This window comes from Gracilibacillus salinarum, from assembly GCF_022919575.1.
Classification (GTDB): domain Bacteria; phylum Bacillota; class Bacilli; order Bacillales; family Amphibacillaceae; genus Gracilibacillus; species Gracilibacillus salinarum.
Genome location: NZ_CP095071.1, coordinates 2,450,286 through 2,476,865, shown reverse-complemented (window position 1 = coordinate 2,476,865; position 26,580 = coordinate 2,450,286). Strand labels below are relative to the sequence as shown.

The 26,580-nt window shown below is 41.5% G+C and carries 22 protein-coding genes; 17 read left to right on the top strand and 5 right to left on the bottom strand.

Features of this window, described 5'->3' with window-relative positions:
• Positions 1–534 precede the first annotated feature (534 nt).
• Genes MUN87_RS11385 through MUN87_RS11355 form a run of 7 tightly spaced genes read left to right on the top strand, consistent with a single transcriptional unit; the run spans position 535 to position 8,042 of the window.
• The gene (locus tag MUN87_RS11385) at positions 535–1,356 is read left to right on the top strand and encodes a creatininase family protein (protein ID WP_244740207.1); all 822 of its coding nucleotides are present in this window, start codon (positions 535–537) and stop codon (positions 1,354–1,356) included.
• Positions 1,356–2,153, top strand: coding sequence for an ABC transporter ATP-binding protein (locus tag MUN87_RS11380; RefSeq protein WP_244740205.1), 798 nt, complete (start codon positions 1,356–1,358; stop codon positions 2,151–2,153). Before MUN87_RS11385 ends, MUN87_RS11380 begins: the two co-directional genes overlap by 1 nt.
• Positions 2,154–2,166: 13 nt before the next feature.
• Entirely contained in the window at positions 2,167–3,507 is a 1,341-nt protein-coding gene (locus MUN87_RS11375) for an FAD-binding oxidoreductase (protein WP_244740203.1), read from the top strand.
• Positions 3,508–3,518: 11 nt separating this feature from the next.
• Entirely contained in the window at positions 3,519–4,367 is an 849-nt protein-coding gene (locus MUN87_RS11370; protein WP_244740201.1) for an ABC transporter permease, read from the top strand.
• Positions 4,368–4,383: 16 nt separating this feature from the next.
• Complete coding sequence (locus MUN87_RS11365) at positions 4,384–5,430, top strand: ABC transporter substrate-binding protein (protein WP_244740200.1); 1,047 nt, start codon at positions 4,384–4,386, stop codon at positions 5,428–5,430.
• 2 nt (positions 5,431–5,432) lie between these two features.
• Positions 5,433–6,773 (top strand): amidohydrolase family protein, encoded by a 1,341-nt coding sequence (locus tag MUN87_RS11360; protein ID WP_244740198.1) that lies wholly within the window; start codon positions 5,433–5,435, stop codon positions 6,771–6,773.
• 18 nt (positions 6,774–6,791) lie between these two features.
• The gene (locus MUN87_RS11355) at positions 6,792–8,042 is read left to right on the top strand and encodes an amidohydrolase family protein (protein ID WP_244740197.1); all 1,251 of its coding nucleotides are present in this window, start codon (positions 6,792–6,794) and stop codon (positions 8,040–8,042) included.
• A 916-nt stretch (positions 8,043–8,958) separates the two neighbouring features.
• Here the strand turns inward: MUN87_RS11355 and MUN87_RS11350 are convergent.
• Positions 8,959–10,398, bottom strand: coding sequence for an NAD(P)-binding domain-containing protein (locus MUN87_RS11350; RefSeq protein WP_244740195.1), 1,440 nt, complete (start codon positions 10,396–10,398; stop codon positions 8,959–8,961).
• Positions 10,399–10,735: 337 nt separating this feature from the next.
• Between MUN87_RS11350 and MUN87_RS11345 the strand changes: the two genes are divergently transcribed.
• From MUN87_RS11345 to MUN87_RS11325, 5 genes are read left to right on the top strand one after another with little or no spacing between them, the layout of a single operon-like run.
• Entirely contained in the window at positions 10,736–11,785 is a 1,050-nt protein-coding gene (locus tag MUN87_RS11345) for an XdhC family protein (protein WP_244740193.1), read from the top strand.
• Complete coding sequence (locus MUN87_RS11340; RefSeq protein ID WP_244740192.1) at positions 11,772–12,407, top strand: nucleotidyltransferase family protein; 636 nt, start codon at positions 11,772–11,774, stop codon at positions 12,405–12,407. Before MUN87_RS11345 ends, MUN87_RS11340 begins: the two co-directional genes overlap by 14 nt.
• On the top strand, positions 12,377–13,258 hold the full coding sequence (locus MUN87_RS11335) for an FAD binding domain-containing protein (protein ID WP_244740190.1): 882 nt from the start codon (positions 12,377–12,379) through the stop codon (positions 13,256–13,258). Before MUN87_RS11340 ends, MUN87_RS11335 begins: the two co-directional genes overlap by 31 nt.
• A 10-nt stretch (positions 13,259–13,268) precedes the next feature.
• On the top strand, positions 13,269–15,539 hold the full coding sequence (gene pucD, locus MUN87_RS11330) for a xanthine dehydrogenase subunit D (protein ID WP_244740188.1): 2,271 nt from the start codon (positions 13,269–13,271) through the stop codon (positions 15,537–15,539).
• Positions 15,512–16,021, top strand: a complete 510-nt coding sequence (locus MUN87_RS11325) for a (2Fe-2S)-binding protein (protein WP_244740187.1) — start codon at positions 15,512–15,514, stop codon at positions 16,019–16,021. Before pucD ends, MUN87_RS11325 begins: the two co-directional genes overlap by 28 nt.
• 497 nt (positions 16,022–16,518) lie before the next feature.
• Here the strand turns inward: MUN87_RS11325 and MUN87_RS11320 are convergent, their stop codons facing one another.
• From MUN87_RS11320 to allC, 4 genes are all read right to left on the bottom strand, one after another.
• Complete coding sequence (locus MUN87_RS11320) at positions 16,519–17,430, bottom strand: methyl-accepting chemotaxis protein (RefSeq protein WP_244740185.1); 912 nt, start codon at positions 17,428–17,430, stop codon at positions 16,519–16,521.
• A gap of 253 nt (positions 17,431–17,683) precedes the next feature.
• Positions 17,684–19,024 carry an allantoinase gene (locus tag MUN87_RS11315; protein ID WP_244740183.1) on the bottom strand — a complete coding sequence of 447 codons (1,341 nt, stop codon included), beginning with the start codon at positions 19,022–19,024 and terminating at the stop codon, positions 17,684–17,686.
• 31 nt (positions 19,025–19,055) lie between these two features.
• Positions 19,056–20,315 (bottom strand): pyridoxal-phosphate-dependent aminotransferase family protein, encoded by a 1,260-nt coding sequence (locus MUN87_RS11310; RefSeq protein ID WP_244740182.1) that lies wholly within the window; start codon positions 20,313–20,315, stop codon positions 19,056–19,058.
• Between the two features lie 14 nt (positions 20,316–20,329).
• A complete protein-coding gene (gene allC / locus MUN87_RS11305) occupies positions 20,330–21,580 on the bottom strand; it encodes an allantoate deiminase (RefSeq protein WP_244740180.1) in 1,251 nt (416 codons plus the stop codon).
• Between the two features lie 175 nt (positions 21,581–21,755).
• Between allC and MUN87_RS11300 the strand changes: the two genes are divergently transcribed.
• The 5 genes from MUN87_RS11300 to MUN87_RS11280 all read left to right on the top strand — a co-directional run bounded on the left by MUN87_RS11300 (position 21,756) and on the right by MUN87_RS11280 (position 26,494).
• On the top strand, positions 21,756–23,357 hold the full coding sequence (locus tag MUN87_RS11300) for a PucR family transcriptional regulator (RefSeq protein WP_244740178.1): 1,602 nt from the start codon (positions 21,756–21,758) through the stop codon (positions 23,355–23,357).
• A gap of 163 nt (positions 23,358–23,520) precedes the next feature.
• Positions 23,521–24,012: a 2-oxo-4-hydroxy-4-carboxy-5-ureidoimidazoline decarboxylase gene (gene uraD, locus MUN87_RS11295; protein WP_244740177.1), complete on the top strand. Its 492-nt coding sequence runs from the start codon at positions 23,521–23,523 to the stop codon at positions 24,010–24,012.
• Positions 24,013–24,027: 15 nt separating this feature from the next.
• Entirely contained in the window at positions 24,028–24,378 is a 351-nt protein-coding gene (uraH, locus tag MUN87_RS11290; RefSeq protein ID WP_244740175.1) for a hydroxyisourate hydrolase, read from the top strand.
• 89 nt (positions 24,379–24,467) lie between these two features.
• On the top strand, positions 24,468–24,776 hold the full coding sequence (locus tag MUN87_RS11285; RefSeq protein ID WP_244740173.1) for a phasin family protein: 309 nt from the start codon (positions 24,468–24,470) through the stop codon (positions 24,774–24,776).
• 50 nt (positions 24,777–24,826) lie between these two features.
• Positions 24,827–26,494, top strand: a complete 1,668-nt coding sequence (locus MUN87_RS11280) for an ABC1 kinase family protein (protein ID WP_244740172.1) — start codon at positions 24,827–24,829, stop codon at positions 26,492–26,494.
• The last annotated feature ends 86 nt before the right edge of the window (positions 26,495–26,580 follow it).

Sequence of the window (26,580 nt, the reverse complement as noted above, 5' to 3'; positions counted from 1 at the left end):
GTAGTTGTATATTATTTGTTAGTTAGGACCGGGTGGGCTTTCCCGGTTTTTTTAGTAAGTCAAGAAAGTATAAATTTTGGGCTATATGATGTTCGCTGACAGAAACGGCCACGTCCGGCTCCAGTACCCATAGACTAGGCGACTTCGCGAAATCGCCCTACGATAAGTCATCATCGATTCGCAAGCTCACCGTGATTCCTTTATCTCAGTTGATTCGCTCCATTCGCTACGTCTCTAAACGGACGCTTGCGCCTTTGTTCTTTTTCTTATGTGAGAACATCTAACAAGATGCAACATCCGTCAATGTCTTGTTAAATAAGGGCTTAGCTTTGTTAGATCAGAAAATAGTCTGAATTATTTGTCAATAGTGTCTAATGAACATGGATTATTTATCGAAAATGACCAATGACAGTCGTCCTCATTTCACTTAAGATAATCGTAACAATAAATAACGTCTCATGTTAAATATTATTACACTATCAAAATGGAATCAGCGAAAGATAGAAATATGTCAAATATATAGGAGTTGTGAGAATGCGAGTGACAAGATATCAAGGGGAAGCATTTGAAAACCGCTTCTTACCAAGATTAACAACAGAGCAAGTCAAGCAGTTATCCAAGGAGGATGCGCTCGTCGTGTTGCCTGTAGGTGCAGTAGAACAGCATGGACCGCATATGCCAATCTATACCGATACGTTAATTGCAGAGGGAATCTTAACAGAGGCATTTGAGCATTTTTCTGAGAGAGATAATATCTGGTTATTGCCACCAATACCATACGGCAAAAGTACCGAACATCTAAAGATGGCTGGAACGATGACTTTGTCAGCTTCAACCTTGCAGGCAGTCGTCATGGACATCGCCAGAAGTGTCAGTGAAAGTGGTTTTAAACGACTTGTCTTGTTTAACTCACATGGAGGAAATCACGATTTGTTAAATATGATTTCTCGGGAGATAAGAATTGAGACGGGCATGATGGTCTTTCGTTTGAATTCTTCAGATGGAGGCTTGATCACGGATTTGGTGTCAGAGAAAGAGCGAGTGTTTGGTATCCATGGAGGTGACGTAGAAACCTCGATGGTGCTGGACATGAAAGAGAACTGGGTGCACCCCGCATTAAGTCCCAAAGAGTTTCTTGGATTACCTGAAGATAACAAGCATTTATATTTGAAGGGCAGCTGTTATTTTGCATGGGTCATCAATGACATATCTGAAACAGGAATGGCTGGAGACGCCACGCAGGCAACATTAGAAAAAGGAGAAGAGATTAATCGCAGATCCGCTCAGTATGTGGCAGAAGCCTTGGTTGAAATGAGTAAGTTTAATATCGATCAATTACAAAAAGGGGGATCCTAATGAATACAACATTAGCAGAAGATACGGTGAAGCAGCAAGCAATCGAAAATGTAGTGAGAATGTCTGGTGTCAGCAAGGTATTTCCAAATGGAAATGTGGCAGTCGATAATGTCAACATCGACATTGCAGAGGGAGAATTCATCTCTTTTGTCGGTCCATCAGGATGTGGAAAGTCTACTATTTTTAAAATGATATCAGGGTTGATCGATAACACGCAAGGCAGTATCGAAATCCTCGGCTCACAGATGAATCCGATGCAGCAGAAAAGAACCAATGTTGGATTTGTGTTTCAAGATTCAACGCTTCTGCCGTGGCGCTCTGTATTGGAAAACGTCATGCTGCCACTTGAGTTTCAGAAAAAGTCAAAAAAAGAAAAAATAGAAGAAGCTGCTCAAGCACTGGAATTAGTAGGGTTAAAAGATTATACAAAATCATTACCACGACAATTATCAGGTGGGATGAAAATGAGAGTATCGATTGCAAGAGCGTTAGTAGCGAAACCAAAATTATTGTTAATGGACGAACCTTTTGGAGCGCTTGATGAAATAACAAGACAAAGCTTGCAATCGGAATTATTACGAATCTGGGAATCGCAAAAAATGACCGTTCTATTTATCACTCATAATGTGTTTGAGGCAGTCTATCTATCTACCAGAGTAGCGGTGATGACTCCTAGCCCTGGTAAAGTTGCTTCTGCATTAGACGTCAGACTTCCTTTTCCTCGTAATGATGAAGTACGTACAACCCATGAATTCAGTGATATCGTTGCACAAGTTTCGCGCGATCTAAAATTTTAATGAGGTGATCATAATGTGGAAAGACAGGCTGATGCAGTTGATAGGTGAAGAGAATGTCATTGTGAAAGAAGCGGCGGTCGATCGGTTATCGAAAGATTTCTACTGGTATTCCCCGGTACTACAGGAGCAATTGCGAGATAAGGTTGCAGATTGTGCAGTAGCCCCAAAAACAATCGAAGAACTAAAAACGCTTGTACGATTTGCGGTGGAAAACCGTATTCCATTGACGCCAAGGGGAGCGGGAACTGGTAATTACGGTCAAGGTGTGCCGTTGTTTGGTGGGATTGTGCTTGATCTGACTAAGTTAAATCAGATTGTGGAAGTGAATGATACTAAGGTTAGGACCCAAGCTGGAGTCAAAATGGGAATGTTAGAGAAAACATTGCGACAAGAAGAGAAAGAGCTTCGAATCTTTCCGAGTACGTTTATGAAGTCGACGGTAGGAGGCTTTCTTTGCGGGGGATCAGGAGGGATTGGTTCGATTCGCTGGGGGAACTTGTGGGATGGCAACGTCTCGGAAGTTACGATCATGACCATAGAAGAAGAACCGCGAATCCTTACTGTTTCAGGTGAAGAAATGCATGATTATATCCACAATTATGGAACGACAGGTATATTGGTTGAAGCGGTTCTCCCGGTAGAGTCGAAGACAGAGTGGTCGCAATTTATCGTTTCTTTCACGACTTTTCAGCAGGCAGTTCTCTTCTGTGACGAACTAGCACATGATGAAGCGATCACCAAAAGGCTCGTATCTGTCTGTGAGTGGCCAATTCCAGCCCATTTTCAACAACTTAAAAAACATCTAACAGAAGATAAATCAATCGCTATGCTGGAAATAGCAGAACCATCTGTTCCGCTTTTACATGAACTGATTGATAAATATAAAGGGGATGTGAGCTTCACGATTCCAGCTGATAAGTATCATAAAGGCTTGAAGGTGTCAGACTTCACTTGGAATCACGCCACATTGTGGGCGCACAAACATGGAGAAAACATCACATATTTACAAGCAAGGTTCGATCCGAAGAGAGTATTCGAACAAATGCGTCTGATCAGGGAAAAGTTTGAATATGAGGTGCAATTTCACTTTGAATTTATGAAAATCAAGGGGGAGGTAACACCTGGTTCCTTGCCGATTGTGGAATATAAGTCGAAAGAGCGGTTGTATGAGATTATCGACTTTTTTCAAGAGAATGGTGTCAGTGTTAACGACCCCCATACGTATCTACTCGGATCTGGCGGTTATGATCTGCGAATGAAAGAAATTGAAACATTGAAAAGGCAAAATGATCCATATGATCTGTTGAACAAAGGAAAGATTCCAAAAGATGAAAAAATGGAACTTATGAACTGAGGAGGCTCAATATGGAGAATGCACAAACAAAACAATTAGAAGTGAAAAGTGAAACGGTTAAAGCAAAGAAAGTAAATTTGCAGTTTCTTCAGACCTGGCTGCCCCCGATTATTGCGCTGGTTCTCTTTATCGCTATTTGGCAATTTGGTGCGCTATTGATGCAAATACCTCCGTACATTTTGCCGAAACCAACTGACGTACTATCCGCAACAGTAGAGAATTGGGACAGATTATGGGCATCAGCATCCACTACGATTCTTGAATCAGTGCTCGGATTTGTCTTTAGTGTCTTCATTGGGGTATCAGCGGCGATTGTGATGGCAAGTTCCAAAATATTAGAAAGAAGTTTATACCCTTATGCGATTCTGTTGCAGACGATTCCGATTGTTGCTATTGCGCCGATCATTGTGATCTGGTTCGGTTCGGGGATGAATGCAATCGTTATTATCGCATTTACCATCGGCTTCTTCCCGATGCTGTCGAATACATTGATTGGTCTAAATGCGACAGATCGAGGAATGATGGATTTAATGAGTCTGTATCATGCATCTAAATGGCAAATCATGTGGAAAATTCGCATTCCGGCAGCATTGCCATATATTATTGCCGGTTTGAAAATATCCTGTACGTTAGCGATTATTGGCGCTATTGTTGGTGAATATATAGCAGGTATTGGGGGAGGTGATGGTGGTCTGGGCTATGCGATCACCGTAGCATCAACAACGATGGAAATTCCATATTTATTTGCTTGCGGGATAGCAGCATCCTTGCTGGGAATTATATTTTTCTTATTGGTCAACCTGCTTTCCAAAATGTTATTGGGTTCATGGCATGAGTCTGAAATGAAGAAGGATAGTTAATAAAGGGGGAAAAGGGATGGGTAAACGAAATTGGAACAAACTGTTTTTCGTGTTTATGATAATGGTTCTTTCGTTGCTGGCGGCTTGTGGAGAGGATGAAAGTTCAGAAGCAGAAGCAGATACAGAGCCTGCTGAGGAGACGGTAGATACTGTGGAGGAAGAGACTAGTGACTTAGGGGAAGCGTCTTTAGTAACGAACTGGTTTGCTCAGCCTGAACATGGCGGTAATTATGCCGCATTAGAAGAAGGGTTCTATGCAGAAGAAGGAATCGATATGACCATTGAACCGGGTGGTCCACAGATTTCGGCAACACAGCTGGTATCCTCAGGCAAAATGGATTTCGGTTATACATCTGGTGAAGATATTCTGAACGCTCGCGACAAAGGCATTCCGTTAGTAGCAATCGGAGCTATTTTTCAAGTCAGTCCATACGTACTTATTTCACATGCGGATGCTGGCGTAGAAGATTTCGAAGATCTAGAAGGAATGACGACGATTACCGCTCCAGGAGTTGGCTACTGGGAGTATATAAAAAAATCATATGAACTGGAAGAAGTGAAGGAATTGTCTTATACCGGACAATTGAGTACTTTTATCGAAGATCCTGATGCTGTAACGCAAGGCTACATCACTTCAGAGCCTTATGTATTAGACCAGCAAGGGGTAGAAAATAATTATTTACGTATTCATGATTCCGGATTCCAGCCGTATTCCAATGTTATTTTTACGACAGAGGATGTTATCGAAGAAAAGCCAGAGCTGGTTAAAGCGTTTATGGCTGCGACGGTCAAAGGCTGGGAAGCATATCGTGACGATCCCGCAGCATACAAAGAAATATTAAAAGAATATAACCCTGATTTAACGGAGGGATTAATGGATTTTGGTGCTAAAGAACAGGAAGAACTTATATTCGGTGGTGATGCCGAAGAACATGGATTTGGCTATATGACGGAAGAACGTTGGGCGGCTTTACAAGAACAAATGCTAGATTTAGGCATCATTACGAATGATGAAGATCCGACTAATTTCTTTACGACAGAATTCTTACCAATGGAGGAATAGGCATGAGCCAGTCGATCACTTTGTTTAATGCGTCAGTGCCATTGCGGAACAACGGACAGTTGTACAGTATAACTATTCGTGATGGCGTATATCAGCAGGTGAAAGAGCAAACAGGTTATGTGAAGTGTGAAGGCTTGTCGTTTCAGGAATTAGAAAATAATTTCTCGCAAGCGATGGATGTTGATCTAGAGGGAAGAATCGTTCTTCCCTCTTTTGTTGATATTCACACTCATTTGGATAAAGCCTACTCATTGAAAGAGGTACCTAATAAATCGGGTACATTATTGGAAGCCATCGAAAACTATCATCAAAAAGCACATACGTTTACACCGGAGATGATTAAACGTCGGGTATATCGCCAGGCGCTTGAATCATTATCATACGGAACCACTCACATTCGCACGCATGTTAATTTTGAGATGAATATAAGTCCGAAACTAGCATTGGATAAGCTTGCGGCAGTGATAGAAGTGAAAGAGGCATTGCGGGATCTGTTAACCATACAAATTGTTCCGATGTTGTCTGATGTTGCGTCTTATACAAAAGAACAATACGCAGTGATTCAACAGGCTATGGAACTAGGAATTGATGGAATTGGAGGTGCTCCACACCTGAGAGCGAATCCAGAAGAAAATATCGATGCGCTGATTCGCCTGGCTGTGGAAAATGAAAAATTTCTGGATTTGCACGTCGATGAGAATGATGATCCTGCGGTTTGTACGATTGAAACGTTGATTGAAAAGACCATTGCATACGACATGCAAGGACAGGTTACGGCAGGTCACTTGTGCTCGTTAGCGGCGATGAACCATGAAAAAGCCGCTAGATTAATAGAGGGGATGGCGGAAGCGTCGATTCACGCTGTTACATTACCTGGCGCCAACATGTATTTGCAAGGAAGGTTTGATCAGGGAGTGATTCGCAGGGGAGTAACGAGGATTAAAGAGTTAATAAATGGCGGTGTTACGATTGCCACGGCATCTGATAATGTTCATGACCCGTTTCACCCTTTTGGTCGAGGAGACCTCGTTCAAATTGGTTTGTTGACCGCTTATGCCGGGCACTTGGCGAGTGAAGCGGAGCTGTTGCATTTACTGCGCATGATGACAACGATACCTGGCAGTATTTTTGGTTTGGAGCATGAAATCAAGGAAGGGGCGGTTGCTGATTTAGTTGTAATAGATTCCGTTGATATGTATGACTTGTTTGCCAGTATGGCGCCAACGCGGTATCTCTTTACAAAGAATCGCTGGCTGAATGGTTTTAAAACTGTTCGGATGATGAATGATCCGTTTTTGCAAGAAGCATGGAGGTCTTTGACGGCGACCTCCATCAAGATTTAGTAAAGAAGGTGCTATGCTATGTTTGATAAAGTAATCAAGAATGTTCGTCTATTGGAAAAAGATGAACTAGTTAATGTTGCGATAAACGCTGGTAGATTTGCCAGCATTACAGAAGGTGAAATGACTGGGCAAATAACGTGGGATGGGCAGGGTGGTTATTTGTTACCGCCCTTTGTTGAAACACATACCCATATGGATACCGTGCTGACTGCGGGTTCCCCTCGTTTTAATCAATCGGGAACATTATATGAGGCGATTGAAGTGTGGCAGGAGCGTAAACAAGATCTGTCGATAGAAGATGTTTTCCAAAGAGCTTGTCAGGCGCTGCAGCAATTATTAGCACATGGGGTGCTGTTTGTTAGAGCAGCAGTCGATATTTCCGATCCGGAGTTAACCGCATTGCGAGCGTTGATAAAAGTGAAGAAATATTATGCCGGAAAAATTGATCTGGAAATCATCGCGTTCCCACAGGACGGGTTATTGGCATCTCCGAAAAATCAGGAGCGAATGCGAAAAGCATTAGAATGCGGTGCTGATTTAGTAAGTGCCGTCCCGCATCTGGAGCCGACAAGAGAAAAAGGAATAGCGTCCTTGCAGTTTTGTTTTCAACTAGCACAAGACTGGGATAAAGCGATTCATATTTTTTGTGATGAAGTGGATGATGAGCATTCGCGTTTCTTAGAAGTGGTAGCAGACCTGGCTATCCATATGAATAATAAAAGAGTAACAGTCAGTCATGCCAACGCATTAGCCTATTATAATGATGTCTATGCCGATAAAGTGATCCGTCTGGTCCAACAAGCGAAGATATCAGTAGTGGCTTGTCCGCTTGTGAATAGTATGATGCAAGGTCGTGCTGATCCTTTTCCTAAAGGTCGAGGATTGACCAGAGTAAAGCAACTGCATGAAGCAGGTGTAAATGTCTGTCTGGCACACGATGATATACGCACACCATTCTATCCGCTCGGTACGGGCAATATTCTGCAAGCAGCCCATCTAGGCTTACATTTAGCGCATATGTCTGGACAAAAGGATCTACGCGATGTTGTGGAAATGATTACGACAAACGGAGCGACGTGTCTTGATATTCATAATCATTATGGTATCGAAGCGGGAAAGCCAGCTAACGGAATTGTGTTACCTGCTGCGAATTTAGCGGATTTACTAAGTGAGCAGCCGAAGCCAATGTATGTATTCAGAAATGGCGAGTTGCTGGCAGAGACCGCTCCCGTCGAAACAACATATCATCATGAAAAAATCACAACTTGAGCCAAATGGTCAAATGATGACCATTTGGCTGTTTAATAGAAATTATATAAAATTCATTGTTTTATAGGGTAACCCCTTTTTTTATGAGGTAAGTATGGATTATGTTAACAAAGGCTTTATTGCAAAAATAGTCATTTTGAAATAGATTATCTGCTTAGCAAAGCTCCGGAAATAGGCTCCGCGTCCTGTGGGCACGGCATCAGCTAGGCTACTACTTGAACTACTTCTATGCTGCCTTGTGCCGAGGAAGCTTACCTCGAAGCGATACTAGAAGACACATGCACAAATGAAGTGGATCTTCAGCTTGCGCTGAGGCATGAGGAGTCTCCGCCTATTTCCTACGCTTAAGGAAAGTGCTACAACGGATGTAACAGCAAAAAGCAGTGGTTATAGGTATTGTTCAATAGCTACAATATATGCATCCGATCAATATGCTAGCTCTTACAAAAATTGTAGAGTCCCAATTCTAGCGTAGGCCAACCACGGAGACTCTCGCGGGATTATGCAGGCGCTAAAGATCCACTTTGTGAAGCGCCCTTCTTCACAAAGTTAGCTTCAGCCGTGCCCCGCAGGACGCGAAGTGGTTGGACGGAGCGGTATCATACCACACATAATATTTCAAAATAACCACTAAGCTGTTAGTTGACATAATCCATATTATAGGAAGTTGTTTATTAATTAAGTCAATTGGAACCGGGCGGGTTATGCCCGGTTTTTCTAAATGACTGAAGTAAAAAGTGCAGGTTCTGTGAATGTAATTATTTATTCAAAATGTAGCTCAATTGAAACTGTCCAGTCATTTGCCCGAGACAAACTAAAGAGCTAAGCCAAGTATAAGAAAAACTACGACACTCGCTAAAAGCCGAAACAAATGCTGAGTTTTTAAGAGGGATCAGATGAAAACATGGCTAAACGGTTAGGTCATTGCTTTCTGGCTTTCTGTTGCTGATTCACGGTCTGCGACAAATTCTTCTTCGTCGTAGGAAAAGAAAGCGTCCAGTGATTGCTGGTGATGGTCTTCGAATAGCTGGTCAGCGACCGCTGCTGCCAGTTTTGGGATGGCGTAGCGCAGTCCAGATATTGCCGATGCGGAAAGCCCGCAGCTGATTAATGCCGCGTAATTAAATGAAAATAATCCGTGTAACTGTTTTTGGCCCTTCAATGCTTTACTTTGAAATGCGAATCCGGGACTAAGGTAAGGGTGCGCGTCCAGCTGTTCATTGCAGAGGTGTTGTGGTGCCTGATAATAGTCTCTCCATCTGAAAATATATGGTTCTATCAAGCGGAGTTCTGGTCGAAGTGCAGGATCTGAACGTAGTCCTGTACTAATGATAAGAAAGTCAAACGTGTAGTCTCTTTTACCGGTTGAAACGGTTACCCCGTCACCGTCTTCTTCGACCGCAAGCCATGGTTCGCCCGTATGTAACGAGAATCCTGGCCAAACACTTGCTTTTTTGAAGGTGTCGTTAGTTGGTGGTTGATTATGAGTAAAGAAATGTGCCATCACCTGATATTTTTGAGCGTCGGTAAACGTATGGAAACGATCGATCATACCGGATCCTTCCATTTGCCTGATCGGATTGATTCGAGGCATTTCGGACCGGCGGACAAAAACGTGAGCCTCTTTAACGCCTTTTTTTAGAGCGTGATTTGCATTATCAAAAGCAGATGCTCCGCCTCCAAGAATAGCAACCTTTTTATCTTTTAGTGTAGAGAAATCAATAGATTCAGAAGTGTGAGCAAATACATGTTTGGACAGGTGGTTTTTAATAAAAGAAGGCACGAACCATTGTCCGCCACCCTGAATGCCAGTAGCTAAGATAACTTTTCTTGCTATTACTGTATCTGTCTCTTCATTCGTGGTGAGGTGCAGTTGGTGCAGTTTATCTTGCTGCAGTGGTTCGATTAGCTGTAATTGTGTATTGTTTTGTACGGGTAAGTTCAAAATCTTGCGATACCAACGTAAATAATTCATCCATTCGCCTTTAGGTATTTTGTCTAGTGCATTCCATCCTGTTTCTCCGTATTGTGCTTCCCACCAGGATCGAAATGTTAAGGAAGGAATGCCGGTGTCGATAGAAGTTAAATGTTTCGGTGTTCGAAGTGTAGTCATTCTGGCATACGTATCCCAAGGTCCTTCGAAGCCTTCTGGGTTCTCATCAATGACGAGAATATTGGTGATTTTTTCACGAATTAGACCGAATGCTGCCCCCAGGCCGCTCTGTCCAGAACCGATGATGATAACATCATAGATATGTTTGCCATTATGTTTGGCAGAGGGTAACCATGTTCTTTCTGGTATATTAAGGTAGGCTAGATCCTGCTTTACCTGATTATCAAGTGCCTCTAAACTCATTCCATCTCACCTCTTCAAAAATATTGTCAGCTTATTTTACATTAAATGTTATGTTAACGATGTTATCATGTATGATATCTATATAACATAGCTGAAATAACCAAAAAATGTTTTTTGTATTAGTAATTTTAGCCAATATATTTTCTGTGAGAAATTAGTTTGATAAGTTTCTTAACAGCAATTTATGTCTTATTGGTGATAGTTGCTAATGATTGTGATGAATATATGCCAGATTGTACAATGACTTTCATTTAATAGTAGCTTAGTATATTAATAACTAAGATAACTATTGTCAGATAATATAACAAAAGTGATTCCGAGGAGGAGGAAAAGGAAAATGGATGATATTCATGAGATTTTACAAGCCATTAGTACTCATGATGTCGAAGGATCAGTCATTGCAACGATCGTGGATGTGCAAGGCTCTGCTTACAAAAAGGAAGGAGCTATGATGCTTTTTTCACCTGAAGGATTACAAACTGGCATGTTAAGCGCTGGTTGCCTGGAGGAGGATCTGGCTGAAAGAATTAAGCGTTTTGGCGTAGGAAGGCAAGCAGAATTGTTAACCTATGATATGCGAGCAGAGCATGACTTGTTGTGGGGACAGGGGTCAGGGTGTAACGGTGTCATTCAAATTTTAGTAGAACCTGTTAATCGTGCCTTGCTTTTTCATTTAAATAAAATGAAAGACCTTTTAAATAAAGGAAAGGCAATAACGGTTTGGAAGGAGCTTCCTGAAGGCGATAACCGAATGAATTACCTGTATCAATCGGGTACAGAACACTTTGGCCATGTTAAGCAGGATGACGGGTTTTTGCAAGTGATAAAAACTGCCTCGTATTTATCTGGTGAGAAAGGTGTTCATAAATTGGGAGAAATGAAGAAACGTATTTATTGTGACTGCTATAAACCGAAGCCTCGTCTTGTTATTTTTGGTGCTGGTGATGATGCAAAACCATTAGTATCACTTGCTGATCAAAGTGGCTTTAACGTTGAATTAGCAGATTGGCGTGAAGGGTTATGCAATAAACAGCGATTTCCCGAAGTTCAACAAGTCTATGTAGGATTTCCCCATGAATTACAGCAGCAGATAACACTGAATCCTTCTGATTTTGTCATATTATTAACTCACAATTTTCTGCGAGACAAAGAACTGTTAGCTTACCTTAAGAACGAACGACTGCGATATTTAGGAATATTGGGGTCGACCAAGCGAACGAAAAGATTGCTTGGCGGACATGAAGCACCAGCGAATTTGTTCTCGCCTATCGGAATATCGATTGATGCAGAAGGTCCTGACGAAATAGCCGTTAGTATAGTGGCAGAGTTAATTCAGCAAAAGAAAAAACAATGGAATGAAGAGGTAACGATTCGTGAGAGCAGTTAATGTAACGGGAATATTTTTAGCGGCAGGAAATAGTAAGCGGATGGGAGAAAGCAAGCTTCCTTTACCAATTGGCGAAAGCACAGTTGGGAGTGCATCACTCCTGAAAGCATTGTCTTCACACGTGGATTCAGTTCTTGTGGTAGTACAGGAACAGGATTGTCTTGATTGGATGACAGAAGCAGTGAAAGCGCAAGCGGATAAATTTCAAATTATACGCTGTAAGGAAGCTTTCCTTGGGCAATCCTATTCCATTAAAGCAGGTATTCGCCAGGCGAAGCGTCATCAGGCGGATGGAGCTGTAATCATGTTAGGGGATCAGCCGTTTCTGCAAGTGGAAATTATTAATGATCTGGTGGATACATTCAAGGCGAACCTAGAACGCCATTTAGATATGCAATATATTGCTGCTAGTTATGAAGATATATTGCGGCCACCTATCTTATTCCGATCCACCTTGTTTAAAAGTCTGTTAAGTATTCAAGGTGACCAAGGAGCAAGATCGATTCTAAGGGCCATACAGCATCAAGGAGATCGGATACAATATCAGGATTGGAAAAGTTTTTATGATATCGACACGAAGGATGATTATCAATGGGCAAAGAAATTGGCGGAGAAACATTAACAGAACCATCTGTAACAAAGGTATGGAAGCCGGCGACAGTCGAGGAAGCGACGATGATAAAAAATAAAAGGAAGCAAAGTGCGGCCTACATCGCCGGTGGTACGCTACTTCAATTACAAAAAGAACAAGGTACGCCGCTTCCTTCACACCTGATTCGACTAGATCAATTAACAGCATTCTCAAAAATCCAGGAAAAAGAAGACAGTGTCGAGGTCGGTGCTTTTGTAACATTGGCAGAATGTGTGCATCACCCACTGCTGGAGGGGCAAGCCAGATTGTTACAGGAAGCAGCTCTTGCTGTGGCTTCTCCAGCCGTCAGAAATAGAGGAACCATCGGTGGGAATATCGCTTATGGTATCGGTGATACGATTCCCGCTATGTTAGCACTTGACTGCGATATTACCTGGATGGACGAAGATCAAAAACTTACGACTTCTTTATGGTACTTTTTGCAGTATGCTCGGAAGGAAGAGGCGCTGATTCTCTCTATTCAGATTCCGAAGCAATTTTCCAGTGATAAACGGTATGCCTTTTATCAAAAAGTAGGTAGACGTGAATCGTTTATTCCTTCATTAGTTACTGCATCAATTGTTTGTGACAAGAATCAGCGAGGTGAGATTGATCATATCCGGATAGCGGCTGCAGGCGGAAGCAGTCAACCGGTTCGGCTAGAAAATTGTGAGGCGTTTTTAATTGGACGATCTCTTACAAACCGATGTCTGGATGAGCTTCATGAACGCATCGTCGATGAATTTTTGCCAGCATCAGATCCATTTGTGTCAAAGCAGTATAAGCAAATCGTTGCTGCTAATTTAATGACAGCAGAATTGGCCAAGTTTATAGAGAAATAGAGGTGTAAGAATGTATCAGAACAGAGACAGAATCAGACAAGATGGAAAGGGTAAAGTCACTGGAACATTAAAATATTTAACAGATTTAACATGGCCGGATATGCTATACGGAAAAATATTAAGAAGTCGTTTCCCGCATGCTAAAATTGTATCTATTTCTACAGAAAAGGCAGAGAGCTTACCAGGAGTTAAAGCAGTGATCACGCATCAAGATGTTCCAGGGTTAAACCGGTTTGGGATCGTGACGCCTGATCAGCCTGTGTTATGTGAAGATATCGTACGCTATGTCGGTGATGCAATAGCAGCGGTAGCGGCAGATTCGTTAGAGATTGCCACCGCTGCTATCGATTTAATTGAAGTAAACTATGAAGAACTGCCTGTATTAGACTCCCCGGAAAAAGCATTAGTGAATAATGCTCCTCAACTGCATCCTGATGGTAATGTATTGCACACGGCTAATTATCACGCAGGCAATATCGACCAAGGCTTTGCAAACTGTGAAGTCGTGGTGGAAGAAACCTATCAGCTTCCAAGACAGATGCATACGTATATGGAAACAGAAGGTGGCGTCATCGTGCCAGAAGATCACGGTGGTGTGACGGTATATGTCGGCACACAGCACGGTTACAAGGATCGTTTTCAATTATCAAGGATATTAAATATCGAAGAAGAAAAAATCAGAATCGTCTCAAGTCCGATGGGTGGTTCCTTTGGCGGGAAAGATGAGTTGAGTATTCAGCCGTATGGTGTCCTGTTAGCGTTGAAGGCGGGCTTGCCGGTGAAAATTCATCAAACAAGAAAAGAGTCCGTTATCTCCGGTCTTAAACGGCACCCGATGAAAATAACGATGAAAACTGGAGTAGATAAGGCTGGAAAATTGCTGGCGCACAAAGTAGATATTCTGGCAGATACAGGAGCCTATGCAACATTAGGCCCGGCTATATTGGATTTTGCTGTTGAACATGCTACCGGCCCTTACCGGTTTGAACATGTGGCCGTCGAAGGTATATCTGTTTTTACTAATAATGGTGTATCGGGTGAGTTCAGAGGGTTTGGAGGTAACCAGGTAACGTTTGCACTCGAAGGACAAATCGATCGTTTAGCGGCGAAATTACAGGTCGACCCAATCGAATTCAGAAGAATCAATATTAGAAAAACAGATGATCCAGGACCGATGGATCATCGGATTGTGGCTACAAATGGTGCATCACAGGTGCTAGAGCATATCGATGTACACAGGCAATATCACCAGAACATGATACCTGAGATCGATGATTTCAAAGTGCGAGGCATGGGAGTTGCTATATCAATGCACGGCGGTGGTCTTGGATATGGCAGACTCGATCCTTCAGGCGGTCAATTAACATTGGCAGATGATGGAAAAATAGAAATAGCATTCGGATTTGAAGAAGCCGGTCAAGGTATTATTAATGTGATTGAAACGATTGTAACCGAAGAATTGGGGATTGCAGCCGAAGATTTTCGTATTGTAATAGGCGATACCGATAAAGTGCCATCATCGGGCTCCACCACAGCTTCACGTGGCACCAGTATGGTGTGGCATGCGGTGAATCTGATGAAAAACGATTTTCGCAATGCTTTGCTCGATCAAGCAGTTGCACTAACCGGCCTATCGAAAGAGAGTTTGGAACTCGGTCCAGGTGGTGTATTTCAGTCTACGCCTCTTTATGAAAGAGTGATAGATTATCAAAAGCTTGCGAATGAAGTGTCCAAACCTGTTGCTGTTTCAACGCAATTCGATTTTCCTACCACGCCGGATGCTGTGGATGGCGGACATTACCTTTACACTTTTTCCTCTACATTTGCCCAAGTAGAGATTAATCTGTTAACAGGCAAGGTATCAGTGCTTGATTTGGATCAGGCAGTAGCTGCAGGTCCGGTTGTCAGTATGAAAGGCTATACTGGCCAGATTGAAGGCGGGGGAGTCATGTCTTTAGGTTACGCTTTGATGGAAGAAGCGGTCATGAAAGAAGGGAAATACATGACAGAGAATTTGGACGGCTACCTTATTCCGGGTATACGAGATGTTCCTTTTTCAATGGGGGTTACAGCCATTGAAGATCTGGAAAAAGGTGATCCATTCGGACCACGTGGTGTCGGTGAAATCGGAACAGTTGCCGTAGCACCTGCGATTGCCAAAGCGATCCATGATGCAATTGGTTATTTCCCGAAGAAACTGCCGATATCTTCTGAGGAAGTATTAATGGCGATTACAGCAGGGGGGAAACGAGCATGGAACGAAGCAAAGCAATTCCGGTAGAAGAGACAGGGAGCGTGAAGGAGACGGTTAGCTTCACGTTGAATCAAAAACAAGTAGCCATAGAGGTTGACGCTACCGCTCGATTGACGGATATTATCAGAAACCAGCTTAACCAGACAGGGACGAAACTGTCATGCGGAATTGGCAGATGTGGTGCCTGTTCCGTTATCATAGATAGTAAACTAGTAAACTCCTGCCTCGTCATGGCCTATCAAATAGATGGATCAACCATTTCGACAATAGAAGGAATTTGGGAGGAGGAGTCGCTTCACCCGATCCAGCAGGCCTTTCTCGAGGAAGGCGGCTTCCAATGCGGTTACTGTACACCCGGTATGATCCTGGCAACCAAAGCATTGCTAGATCAAGAACCAGATCCAACTGATGAACAGATTAAAACGGCATTGTCCGGTAATTTGTGTCGGTGTACTGGATATGGAGGAATTATTCGTGCGGTAAAGAAGGCAAGAATAATGCTTAAATAAAACATAAAAAGCAGCTGCTCTATGAGTAGTTGTTTTTTCTATATGAAGAAGCTTTGGTTTTTATAATGCGAAATATGTAAACTAGTGTTGAGATCATTTTGAAATATTGTTAGTAATATAAAACCATCTGCCAACCACTTCACGTCCTGTGGGAGTACACGTGGTTGGACTACCCTCGCTGAAAGCTTTACAACAAATGCGTCAAGTAGAATGTGGAATGTAATCAGCCGTATTTAAAAATTAAATAATATATTTTAGAACTACTGTTGTTAACTGTTTCAAACGTTGTAGCACTCTGCTATAGCGTAGGAAATATGTGGATACTTGCAGTCTACAAGTATCGTTTCGAGATACCTCACTGACACAAGACAGAGGAATAAGCACTGCTAACAGATAAAATCAATCAAAATTACCACATAGTCATATGGGAACACTTTGCTTAATCCGTATTATATGATACTGGTGATAATCAGGAATGAACGTGTTACTCATGTTATCTACACGATTGTTTTTAATTTGCCAGCTTCCTTTGTTAAAGTTTCTGAAATAGATGAAAGGTGTCTATAGTCTTCAGAGGTCTGTTGGATTTGTGTTACGCCTTGCTGTAAGTCCTTTTGAATTTGTAGTGTACCTTCTGAGATATTACGTATCTCATTCGTAATACTTTGGACGTTAGTATTTACCTCTGTTATCGAATGTTGAACTTTACTGGAAAGCTTACGAACTTCTTGTGCTACTACTGCGAAGCCTTTGCCATTTTCACCTGCATGTGCTGCTTCAATTGCTGCATTCAAGGATAACAAGTTCGTTTGTGAGGCAATGTTTTTGATTGTCTGGACAACGCCTTGTATTTCCTTTGTTTCTGCTTGAAGTCCTGTTAAAGTGTCTGTGTTTTTTGTAGAAATTATTTCTATTTGAGCTATCATTTCTTGTAACTGCTGTTGATTGACTTGTCCGTTATCTGCGCGTTCATTCAAGTGATGGGCAGTTTTTTCAAGGCGATTAACAAAATCCTGAATAGTGTTCTGTCTTTCTGTAATGTCAGTAGCAACTTTCAGCACGCTTGCTACTTTTCCTTCTTGAAAAACGGGCATATATGTAGCTTCTAGCCAAATTGAATTTCCTAGTGCATCCTTACGATTGATTTTATCTTGGTGTGTTTTTCCGATTATTAACTTTTTCCAAAAACGTTCATAGTCTAAGCTTTCTGTGAAAGATGGAAAACAGAAAGCTTCGTGATATTTACCGATCATCTCTTCTCTACTATTATACCTCATTGCCAGTTGGAATAAACGGTTCACATTAACAACTCTACGATTAATATCGAATTGAATAATGGCAAGGTTTTGATTAATAGCATTAAATATGGATCGATCTCGAATCTCTAATTGTGTTGTATGATTATTCATGCAGTTCTCCTTTTGTTAAATATGAATAAGACTTTTGTTCTATTTAATTACCCTGTTAAATTTCGTTAAAACATAATACATAAAACTTTTTTATGTGGTTTTTGTTTTTTTGTAGGCTTAAAATACTATTTATGGTCTTGATGAGAAAATGCAGGAAAATAAAAAGTAGCACACGTAAGTATCATGTTTTCTTAGGTGTGCACTTTAAAGTCACCATATTATCTTATTCAAATAAAACACCCCAATGATTACATTAGGGTGTTACAGGCATAAAATTATGTGAGGAAGCATCATAGATAATCCTTCCGTTTTGGAACGTTTGATTAATTTGGCAAGGGAAATGGTGATCCATATAAATGGAGTTGGTATGTTTAGCAAAATAATTAGCAGGGCTTACAACCGTCTCCATACTGGTATCGATAATTGTGAAATCTGCATGATAGCCTAATGCAATTTTACCTTTACCTGATAAATTAAAGCGCTCTGCCGGATGACTTGCCGTCCACGCTGCGACTCGATGAAAAGGGAGGTCATAGTCTATCGCTAATTCAAGCATGGCCAATAATGTGAACTGTCCACCACTGATTCCGCCCCAGGCACTAAATAGGTCATGATTATCTGGATCCTTTAGTGAAAATGGTGAGGGAGAATGATCAGATGCTATCATATCAAATTTATTTGCTGCCAGCAGTGCTATTAATTTCTGTCTTTCCTCTTCTTCCCGAAGTGGTGGTGCGCACTTGGCAACAGCGCCTTTCGTTTGTAAATCCTGATGAGAAAACAATAAATAGTGTGGACAGGTTTCGACGGTAACATCAAGTCCGTTTTGTTTAGCTTCCAGTATTTTTTCTACGGCACGCGCACTGCTGATATGAACGAAATGGAGGGGACAGCCTGTTAGTTCTGCGTAATACAAAGCACGCTGTACTGCTTCCACTTCTGCTATAATCGGTCTCGAGGCTAAATAGTCATCAGCTGTCCGTTTATTTTGCGTTACTTTCTCGGAAGCTAGAAAATTAGTAATGGTTTTGCTCTCTGCATGTAATGCCAGAATCTTGCCTAAACGGGCAATTTCTTTCATTCCTTCTAATAGTGTCATGTCATCGGCAGCTTCAAACTCTTTGTTGCCAGATTCGGAGATGAAGGCTTTATAACCAATCACCCCAGCTTCTGCTAACGCTTCTAAGTCATCAATGTTTCCTGGAACAAGCCCACCCCATAAGCGATAATCGATCAAGGATTTCTCTTTGGCGATGCTGTCTTTTTGGCGAAATGCGTCTAAAGTGGTGGTCGAGGGAATTCCATTTAGTGGCATATCAAAAAAAGTAGTCATACCACCGGCCGCAAGCATTTTGGATCCTGATGTGAATCCTTCCCAATCAGTTCGTCCTGGTTCATTTAGATGCACATGTACATCAATTGCGCCAGGAAATACATAGTTCCCTTGGAGATCTTCTGTTTGTGTTGCTGTACCAGAAACGGAATCGGCGATGCATACGAACTTCCCATCTTTGATCGCAATATCCTGTTTTTTTACACGGTCTGGCAGCACGACTTGACCATTTCTAAGAATGACATCATAATCCGTATTCATCTTCACTCCACCTTTTGTATCGTTTTCTGTATCAAACGGATAGAACGGTTGCAGCAGCTTGTTCTGTGTAATATTCCAGGGCAGCCACTGTTGCTTTTCCAATGTGGATTGGTGCACCGTGTTGCAGGAGTACTGCTTCTAGTGCACCAAGTAGAAATAAAATATTTTCCTTGCGGCAGCTGTAGCCCATTGTACCGATGCGCCATATTTTTCCTTCTAACGGTCCAAAGGATTTGGCGATTTCAATGCCGAATTGTTCCAACAGCATGGATCGTACGGATTCAGGGTCAATACCTTCGGGAATCTCAACACACGTAACGGTTGGTAATTTAGATTGGGCATCCCCGAATAAGGATAATCCCATCGCTTCTAGCCCTGTTATTAATGCTTTTTCGTGATACAAATGCCTAAGAAAACGTTGATCTAAACCTTCCTCCAGAATGATACGCAGGCCTTCTCTTAAGGCATACAACATGGAAGTCGCCTCAGTATGGTGGTTTAAGCGACGTGGTCCCCAATAATCCTGTAACATACTAATATCGAAATAATTACTTTTAATGTAAGGATGTTTTCTCGTTTCGTCCAATTGGTGATCTTCTTCTGTTGATATACCTCGTTCGACTTTCTTTCGTGCTTGAATAACTGCTTCAACACGGTCGTTATAAGTGATGGGTGCTAATCCGGAAGGGACTGATATACATTTCTGTGTACCGCCAATTAATGCGTCGATCATCCACTCATCAACCTTCATCTCGACCCCGCCGATCGAAGCTACAGCATCAACAATCAGCAGTGCATCGCGATCACGGCATGTTTTTCCGATCTGGTCAAGTGGCTGCATGCATCCTGTTGATGTTTCCCCGTGGACAATTGCCACTATCTTTGGTTTTATCTCGTCTATTTTTTGATTGATGGTCGTTTGTTCGAAAACAGTGCCCCATTCGCATTCGATTGTATGCACATTCGCCCCGTATCGCTCGCATATTTCGGTAAGTAAATAGCCAAAACGGCCAAAAATGGGTACTAATACCGTATCACCAGGTTCGATAACACTGCATAAGACAGCTTCAATACCAGATCTGGAAGTACCATCAACAGGAAAAGCCCACTGATTTTTGGTTTGAAAAAGGATTCTAAGCATATCCATCACTTCATTCATAATCGTAGTAAATGATGGATCGAACTGACCGACGATCGGGTTGCTCATCGCTCGCAGCACTCGAGGGTCTACTTCGACAGGGCCAGGTGTCATGATTGTACGAGTCGGTGTGGATAAGTCCGTATATTGCATGTTATTACTCCTCCTTAAGCGTAGGCTAATTCGTACAAATAATCGACTAATATTCGTACGCCATTTTCTAAATCTTCTTTTTTAGTAAATTCTTTCGGAGAATGGCTGATGCCTTTCTCGCTTGGAACAAATAATAGTGCTGTTGGACAATATTCACCAAATACTTGCGCATCATGGCCGGCACCACTGGCTAGGGAACGATAGGAAATATTATTAGTTATTGCTGTTCTCTTAGATAATAATGTCAGCTTCGGATCCATTGCGACGGGTTTTACTTCCATCCAAGGTTCCATCCTTATAGTCATGCCAAGCTCTTCCGCGCTCGATGAAAAATAAGATCGAAACTCTGTGCAAAAGTGATCGAGTACGTTGTCGTTATAATGGCGGACATCTAATGAAAATTCCACTTCTCCTGCAATGACGTTAGGCACATTTGGTTTTACTTGTAATTTACCTACCGTCACAACCAGGTCAGGATCGACACGTTTGGCAGTTTCGGTTAAGTAATGAATATACCGGGAGGCGAGACATAATGCATCTTTTCGAAAAGGCATTGGCGTTGTACCAGCATGATTACTCTCGCCGGTAATCTGCACGGTGAATCTTCTTTGACCAACGATGTGATCGACAATACCTAGTGATTGTTTACTTTCTTCCAATACAATTCCTTGTTCAATATGCATTTCAATGAACGCGTCTATATCTGTGCGGTGCGGTGATTGATAATGAAGCGGGTCGAAACCAGCTTCTTTCATCGCGGATGTGAATAAGACGCCATTTGCATCAGTAATCTGCTCAGCGTCTGTAAGGCTGTATTTTCCAGTAATACTGCCAGATCCCCAAAAGGTTAGTGGGAAACGGCTGCCTTCTTCTTCACAAAGAGATACAACCTCAATCGATTTTTTGGGCAGACCATATTTTTGATAAAGTATCTGAGTAGCGAGAAAACTGGCGATAATGCCATAGGCTCCATCATATTTTCCGCCTTCGATCACCGTGTCGATATGAGAGCCGGTTAGAATGACGTTCGGGTTATCGGATGTTCCTTTTAATTTTCCGAAGAGGTTTCCGACACTGTCGAAAGAGGTGATCAGTCCATTTGTCACCATCAATTCCTTCAGGGCGTGCTGTGCATGCTGCCATGCTTGAGAGTACAGTAAACGGTTCGTGCCCCCTTTATCTGACATGCCGAAAGAGGAAATCCATTGTACTAATGCTTCTACATCTTCTATGTTGTAATCATCTATTTCTTTTTTTGTAATCAATGAGCAACACCTCGGTTTCTGTGTAACAATTGCTTTCATGTTAAGCATAAGTTTACCAACAGAATTCCAATTCTTCATTAGCAATATTGTCATATTTATTAACAACTTTTGTGCAAATAGACTAAAACCATTGTAATATCAGTGGTATAACAAGATGGATGAGGAGATGGCTTACATGCAGGTGTCAGACGTAATCAAGGTACCTTCCTTGGAGGGTTGTACAATTATTGCAGGAGAAAGTGGCTTGAACCGGGAAGTTCTTTATGTGAACATGATGGACGCGCCCGATATAGCCCAATACTTAAAGCCGAATGAACTGCTGGTAACGACTGCTTATCATTTGAAAGATCAGCCAGCATTACTTGCAGAGCTAGTGCAACAAATGCATGAACAAGGTTGTGCAGCACTTGGTATTAAAACAAAACGATTTTTGTCAGAAATTCCACAACAAGTCCTTCAACTGGCGAGACAGTGCTCATTTCCAATTATTGAAATCCCCATGCAAAGTTCATTAGGTGATATTGTTAATCAAATCCTAAGTAAAATATTAGATAAACGGACAAATGAATTGATTTCAGCCATTGATGTACACCGGCAATTCTCAGAACAAATTATGAGCGGAAAGGGCATTGATAAATTATTAATAAGTCTGTCCAATATGGTGAATTTTCCTGTGATTCTACTTGATCAGTATTCGAAACCAATCGCAGCATCTATCTATAATCGACAGGCGAACACGATAGTAGAAAATTTGTACGTAAAGGATATTGTAGCGTCATTCCCGGATGCCAGTTTCTTTAGTTTCTCGACTGTACATGACCAGCAAACATACTCTGTTTTTATGGTCTATACCCATAACAAAAAAGCGGGCTATCTATTAATACGTGGAGAGATATTTCCTAGTGATCATGCGACCATGCTGACGATTGAGCAGGCGACGAATGTTATTTCATTTGCGTTAATGAAAGAAAATGCCTTAACACAGTATTCACGCAGAGTGAAGAATGAATTTTTTTATAATTTTACAGAAGGCATGTTTACTTCTGATGAAGAAATTATGAATCGTGCCAAAGAGTTTTCGATTGATACGAGCAAACATTATATTTGTGCCACTGGAAAAATGGAAGGCATGGACAGGATGTTTGGCAGTTATACACAGAATCAATTAGAGATGGATGAAATCTATCAATATATGGAAGAGGAGTTAGTCAGTCTGTCTTTATCAACCCACTTATTTACGCGAGGGGATACGTGTATCTTTTTATTTGGTAAAACGGATTATGATCTTGAAATTATTTCTTCCTTGGAAATGATTCAGGAGAAAGTTGAACTGCGGTTTGATCAGATTTTATCATTCGGTGTCGGCAACCTTGTCCGTGATTTCCTGCATGTGAGGGATAGCTTTAAGGAGGCAATGGATGCCCTTGAAACAGGCAGACTGTCAGGAAAAAAAGGGTTTATTCAAAGTTATAAGACAAAGGATGTATTAGAACTGATTCGAAGCATGCCAAAAGAAGATTTGCTTGAATTCTATGATAATGTGCTGCACCCGCTAGTTACCGATCAAGAAGACGATACCTTACTGCATACCATATTCGTCTATTTGGAGGCGCACTGTCAGATTTCAGAGACTGCAAAACGTCTGTTTGTTCATCGAAATACGGTAGTTTATCGTTTGGAAAAATGTGAAGAATTATTAGGAAGGAGTCTTAGTGATCCTGAAACAAGCCTGCAAATAAGACTTGCGTTACGTATTAAGAAAGTGTTAGGCATTTAAATGTTATGGAATATGCCAAAAAATAGAAGGATAATTAGAGAAGTTACACAATGACTTGTACGTTTTACCCTATTACAATATATATAACGTTTATCAAGGAAGAAGTTCACGTTGATGTCATTCAGAATACCTTGATATGATAAAGATTTTAGGGGGTATGGTCATGAATTTAGAAGAGTTGAATGCAATGGATAATGATTCGTTTGTGGAGGCATTGGGATCTATTTTTGAACATTCCCCTTGGATAGCAAAAAAAGCCGTCGATGCCAGACCGTACAGTTCGGTGCATGATCTGCATCAGCGGATGGTAGATGTAGTGAGGGAGTCAACAAAAGAAGAAAAACTGGAATTAATCAGATCTCATCCTGACCTCGGGGACCGGATCGAAATGAGCTTACATTCCGTTCATGAGCAAACAGGTGCAGGATTGAATCAATTGGATGAGAAGGAATTTAAGGAATTCCAGGCACTTAATAATCAATACAAGTCAAAATTTGCTTTCCCTTTTATTGTATCGGTGAAAGGGAAGACAAAAGATGATATATTTCATTTAATGTGTGACCGGATTGCTCTAGACCCGGCACTGGAATTTGATCGAGCATTAACAGAGATCTATCAAATAGCACGGTTGCGGTTGGAAGAGAAAATAGTGTAGAGGAGCTTCATTAACATGGCGTTAACAACTCATATTTTAGACGTAGCGAATGGTAAACCAGGTAACGGTATAGAGATCGATCTTTACCTTTGGAAAGGGGAGCAGCGTGTATTGCTTAAATCGGTTGTGACCAATCAGGATGGACGTGTTGATCAGCCGTTGCTGATGACCGAGGAATTGGAAGCAGGCCATTATGAATTTTGTTTTTATACAGGGGCTTATTTTCGGCAATCCCAGTCTGATCAGCAAGCACCACCTTTTCTAGAAACCATTCCTGTCCGGTTTTATATTCATAACACAGCCGAACACTATCACATACCATTAATTATTTCACCATGGAGTTATCAAGTATATAGAGGAAGCTGAAACAACACGGGATTATTCTCGTGTTGTTTTTTTGACTGGAATTCGGGGTAGAGTGCTATACAAAGATGGATGATTGAGGAGGAGAACGGATGAAGGATGCTTTTTCAAAAGGTATTACATTAGGATTAGGTATGGCTGCTTCGAGTAAAGAGCAGGCGGAGAAAGTAGTCAAGGAATTGCTGAAAAAAGGAGAGATCACAAGGGAAGAATCGGACCATGTTTTTGCCCAATGGAAGCAAAAAGGGGAAGAAAGTAAACAGCAGGCAGACGAGAAAATCAAACAACAACTTAAACGATGGTTAACGGAATTAGAAGTGGTGAAGAAAGAGGAAGTAACAGAATTAGAACAACGAATCATCCAATTGGAGAACAGAGTGCGTGAATTAGAAGAGGAATAATTCAAAAGGAAAGTGTAGATAAAGGGGGGATATTTATTTTTCGTAAACGAATGCGCCATTTGCAACGCTACCGTGAAATTGCTGTCGCTTTTTCACGAAATGGATTCGGCTATATTGTGAAGGGATTAGGTCTTGATCAGTTATTCACATTGCCACGCCGAGTCTTTGTCAATCGTGACCAGAATGAACAGCAAGGTAAGACGACTGGGCAACGAATACGGTCTTTTTTAGAGGAATTGGGTCCGACTTTCGTCAAAATGGGGCAAATGCTCAGCACGAGACCAGACATCATACCGAAAGATATTGTCGAGGAATTAGAGTTTTTACAAGACCAGTTGCACCCTATTCCCTTTAATGAAGTAGAAGCCGTGTTGCAAAGGGAACTAGAGGAGCCGGTAAAGAAAATTTTTATGGAAATTGATCCGGAACCTATTGGTGTCGCATCGATTGGTCAAGTACATCAGGCTGTTTTGCAATCAGGTGAACGTGTCGCCATTAAAGTACAACGTCCTGATATTGAAAAGAATATACATACGGACCTGGAGATTTTGCATGAATTAGCGGAACGAGCTGAAAAAAGACTGGCATGGGCGTCCCGTTACCAGCTCATCGATATGGTAGAAGAATTCTCTAAATCAATAAAGGCAGAATTAGATTTTGTCAGTGATGGAAGAAATGCTGATCTAATGGGTCAACAGTTTAAAGATAACTCAAACATCATTATTCCGAAGGTGTATTGGCAGTTTACTACAGAGAAAGTTCTGACGATGGAGTATATCGAAGGCAGTAAAATGAATAATGTTGAGCATTTGAAGAAAGAAGGATACCACCCTGAACAATTAGCCGAACATCTTGTCGAAGCAGTCTTTCACCAAATCTTCAAAGACGGATTCTTTCATGCAGATCCTCACAGTGGTAATTTGACAGCCTTGCCAGGTAATCGCATTGGATTCTTCGACTTTGGTATGGTGGGACGACTTTCACCGGAAATGAAGAAACATTTAGCCTCACTTGTTATTGCTTTGATCAAGCAAGATTCAGATGATATGATACGTGCCATCAAAAAAATGGGTGCCGTGCCTGAACAGGTCAACTCCCATGAATTAAAAGGGGATATTGAACAGTTTAATATTAAATACTATGGCGTACCTTTAAGTGAAATTAGTTTAGGGGAATCTGTTACGGATTTATTAACGGTTGCTAATAAACATAAAATCCGTATCCCGACAGACTTAACGATGATTGGCAAAACGTTATTGTCACTGGAAGGGATTCTAGAACAACTCGACCCAGAACTGAGCATCATGGATGCCGCTGAGCCATTTGGCAAAGAATTATTGAAAGAAAGATACCACCCGAAGCAAATCGCGGAAGAAATAATTGATCAAATGCAAGAATACGGCGAGGTTGTTCATGATATGCCGCAAATCGTTCAAGAGTTGGCCAATATAGTGAAACAGCGTAAAATGCCGATCGAGATTTCCGTTCCGGAAGCGAAATCTTTTTTCTCTAAGCTCGATCGTGTCAGTAACCGTTTATCTTTTAGTATTGTTCTGCTTTCCTTCAGTTTAATTATGGTGGGACTGATTATTGGTTCTGCGTTAGGAAGAAAGACTTCTTTATTGTGGGATATTCCGGCAATTGAAATTGGTTTTGTGATAGCGATGCTCATGTTTGCCTGGCTGATTTATTCGATATTTCGATCAGGCCGTTTCTAACAGGAGGAGTGTCCAAGTTTGTAAAATTTTACGTTTTAACATCGATGTGAATGGGAAACGTTTTCTGAGGTAAATAATATAAACTT

Excerpts from the sequence above, each read along its gene's own strand:
- MUN87_RS11385 (WP_244740207.1), top strand. The coding sequence starts at position 535 with ATGCGAGTGACAAGATATCAAGGGGAAGCATTTGAAAACCGCTTCTTA.
- MUN87_RS11380 (WP_244740205.1), top strand. The coding sequence starts at position 1,356 with ATGAATACAACATTAGCAGAAGATACGGTGAAGCAGCAAGCAATCGAA.
- MUN87_RS11375 (WP_244740203.1), top strand. The coding sequence starts at position 2,167 with ATGTGGAAAGACAGGCTGATGCAGTTGATAGGTGAAGAGAATGTCATT.
- MUN87_RS11370 (WP_244740201.1), top strand. The coding sequence starts at position 3,519 with ATGGAGAATGCACAAACAAAACAATTAGAAGTGAAAAGTGAAACGGTT.
- MUN87_RS11365 (WP_244740200.1), top strand. The coding sequence starts at position 4,384 with ATGGGTAAACGAAATTGGAACAAACTGTTTTTCGTGTTTATGATAATG.
- MUN87_RS11360 (WP_244740198.1), top strand. The coding sequence starts at position 5,433 with ATGAGCCAGTCGATCACTTTGTTTAATGCGTCAGTGCCATTGCGGAAC.
- MUN87_RS11355 (WP_244740197.1), top strand. The coding sequence starts at position 6,792 with ATGTTTGATAAAGTAATCAAGAATGTTCGTCTATTGGAAAAAGATGAA.
- MUN87_RS11350 (WP_244740195.1), bottom strand. The coding sequence starts at position 10,398 with ATGAGTTTAGAGGCACTTGATAATCAGGTAAAGCAGGATCTAGCCTAC.
- MUN87_RS11345 (WP_244740193.1), top strand. The coding sequence starts at position 10,736 with ATGGATGATATTCATGAGATTTTACAAGCCATTAGTACTCATGATGTC.
- MUN87_RS11335 (WP_244740190.1), top strand. The coding sequence starts at position 12,377 with ATGGGCAAAGAAATTGGCGGAGAAACATTAACAGAACCATCTGTAACA.
- pucD (WP_244740188.1), top strand. The coding sequence starts at position 13,269 with ATGTATCAGAACAGAGACAGAATCAGACAAGATGGAAAGGGTAAAGTC.
- MUN87_RS11325 (WP_244740187.1), top strand. The coding sequence starts at position 15,512 with ATGGAACGAAGCAAAGCAATTCCGGTAGAAGAGACAGGGAGCGTGAAG.
- MUN87_RS11320 (WP_244740185.1), bottom strand. The coding sequence starts at position 17,430 with ATGAATAATCATACAACACAATTAGAGATTCGAGATCGATCCATATTT.
- MUN87_RS11315 (WP_244740183.1), bottom strand. The coding sequence starts at position 19,024 with ATGAATACGGATTATGATGTCATTCTTAGAAATGGTCAAGTCGTGCTG.
- MUN87_RS11310 (WP_244740182.1), bottom strand. The coding sequence starts at position 20,315 with ATGCAATATACGGACTTATCCACACCGACTCGTACAATCATGACACCT.
- MUN87_RS11300 (WP_244740178.1), top strand. The coding sequence starts at position 21,756 with ATGCAGGTGTCAGACGTAATCAAGGTACCTTCCTTGGAGGGTTGTACA.
- uraD (WP_244740177.1), top strand. The coding sequence starts at position 23,521 with ATGAATTTAGAAGAGTTGAATGCAATGGATAATGATTCGTTTGTGGAG.
- uraH (WP_244740175.1), top strand. The coding sequence starts at position 24,028 with ATGGCGTTAACAACTCATATTTTAGACGTAGCGAATGGTAAACCAGGT.
- MUN87_RS11285 (WP_244740173.1), top strand. The coding sequence starts at position 24,468 with ATGAAGGATGCTTTTTCAAAAGGTATTACATTAGGATTAGGTATGGCT.
- MUN87_RS11280 (WP_244740172.1), top strand. The coding sequence starts at position 24,827 with ATGCGCCATTTGCAACGCTACCGTGAAATTGCTGTCGCTTTTTCACGA.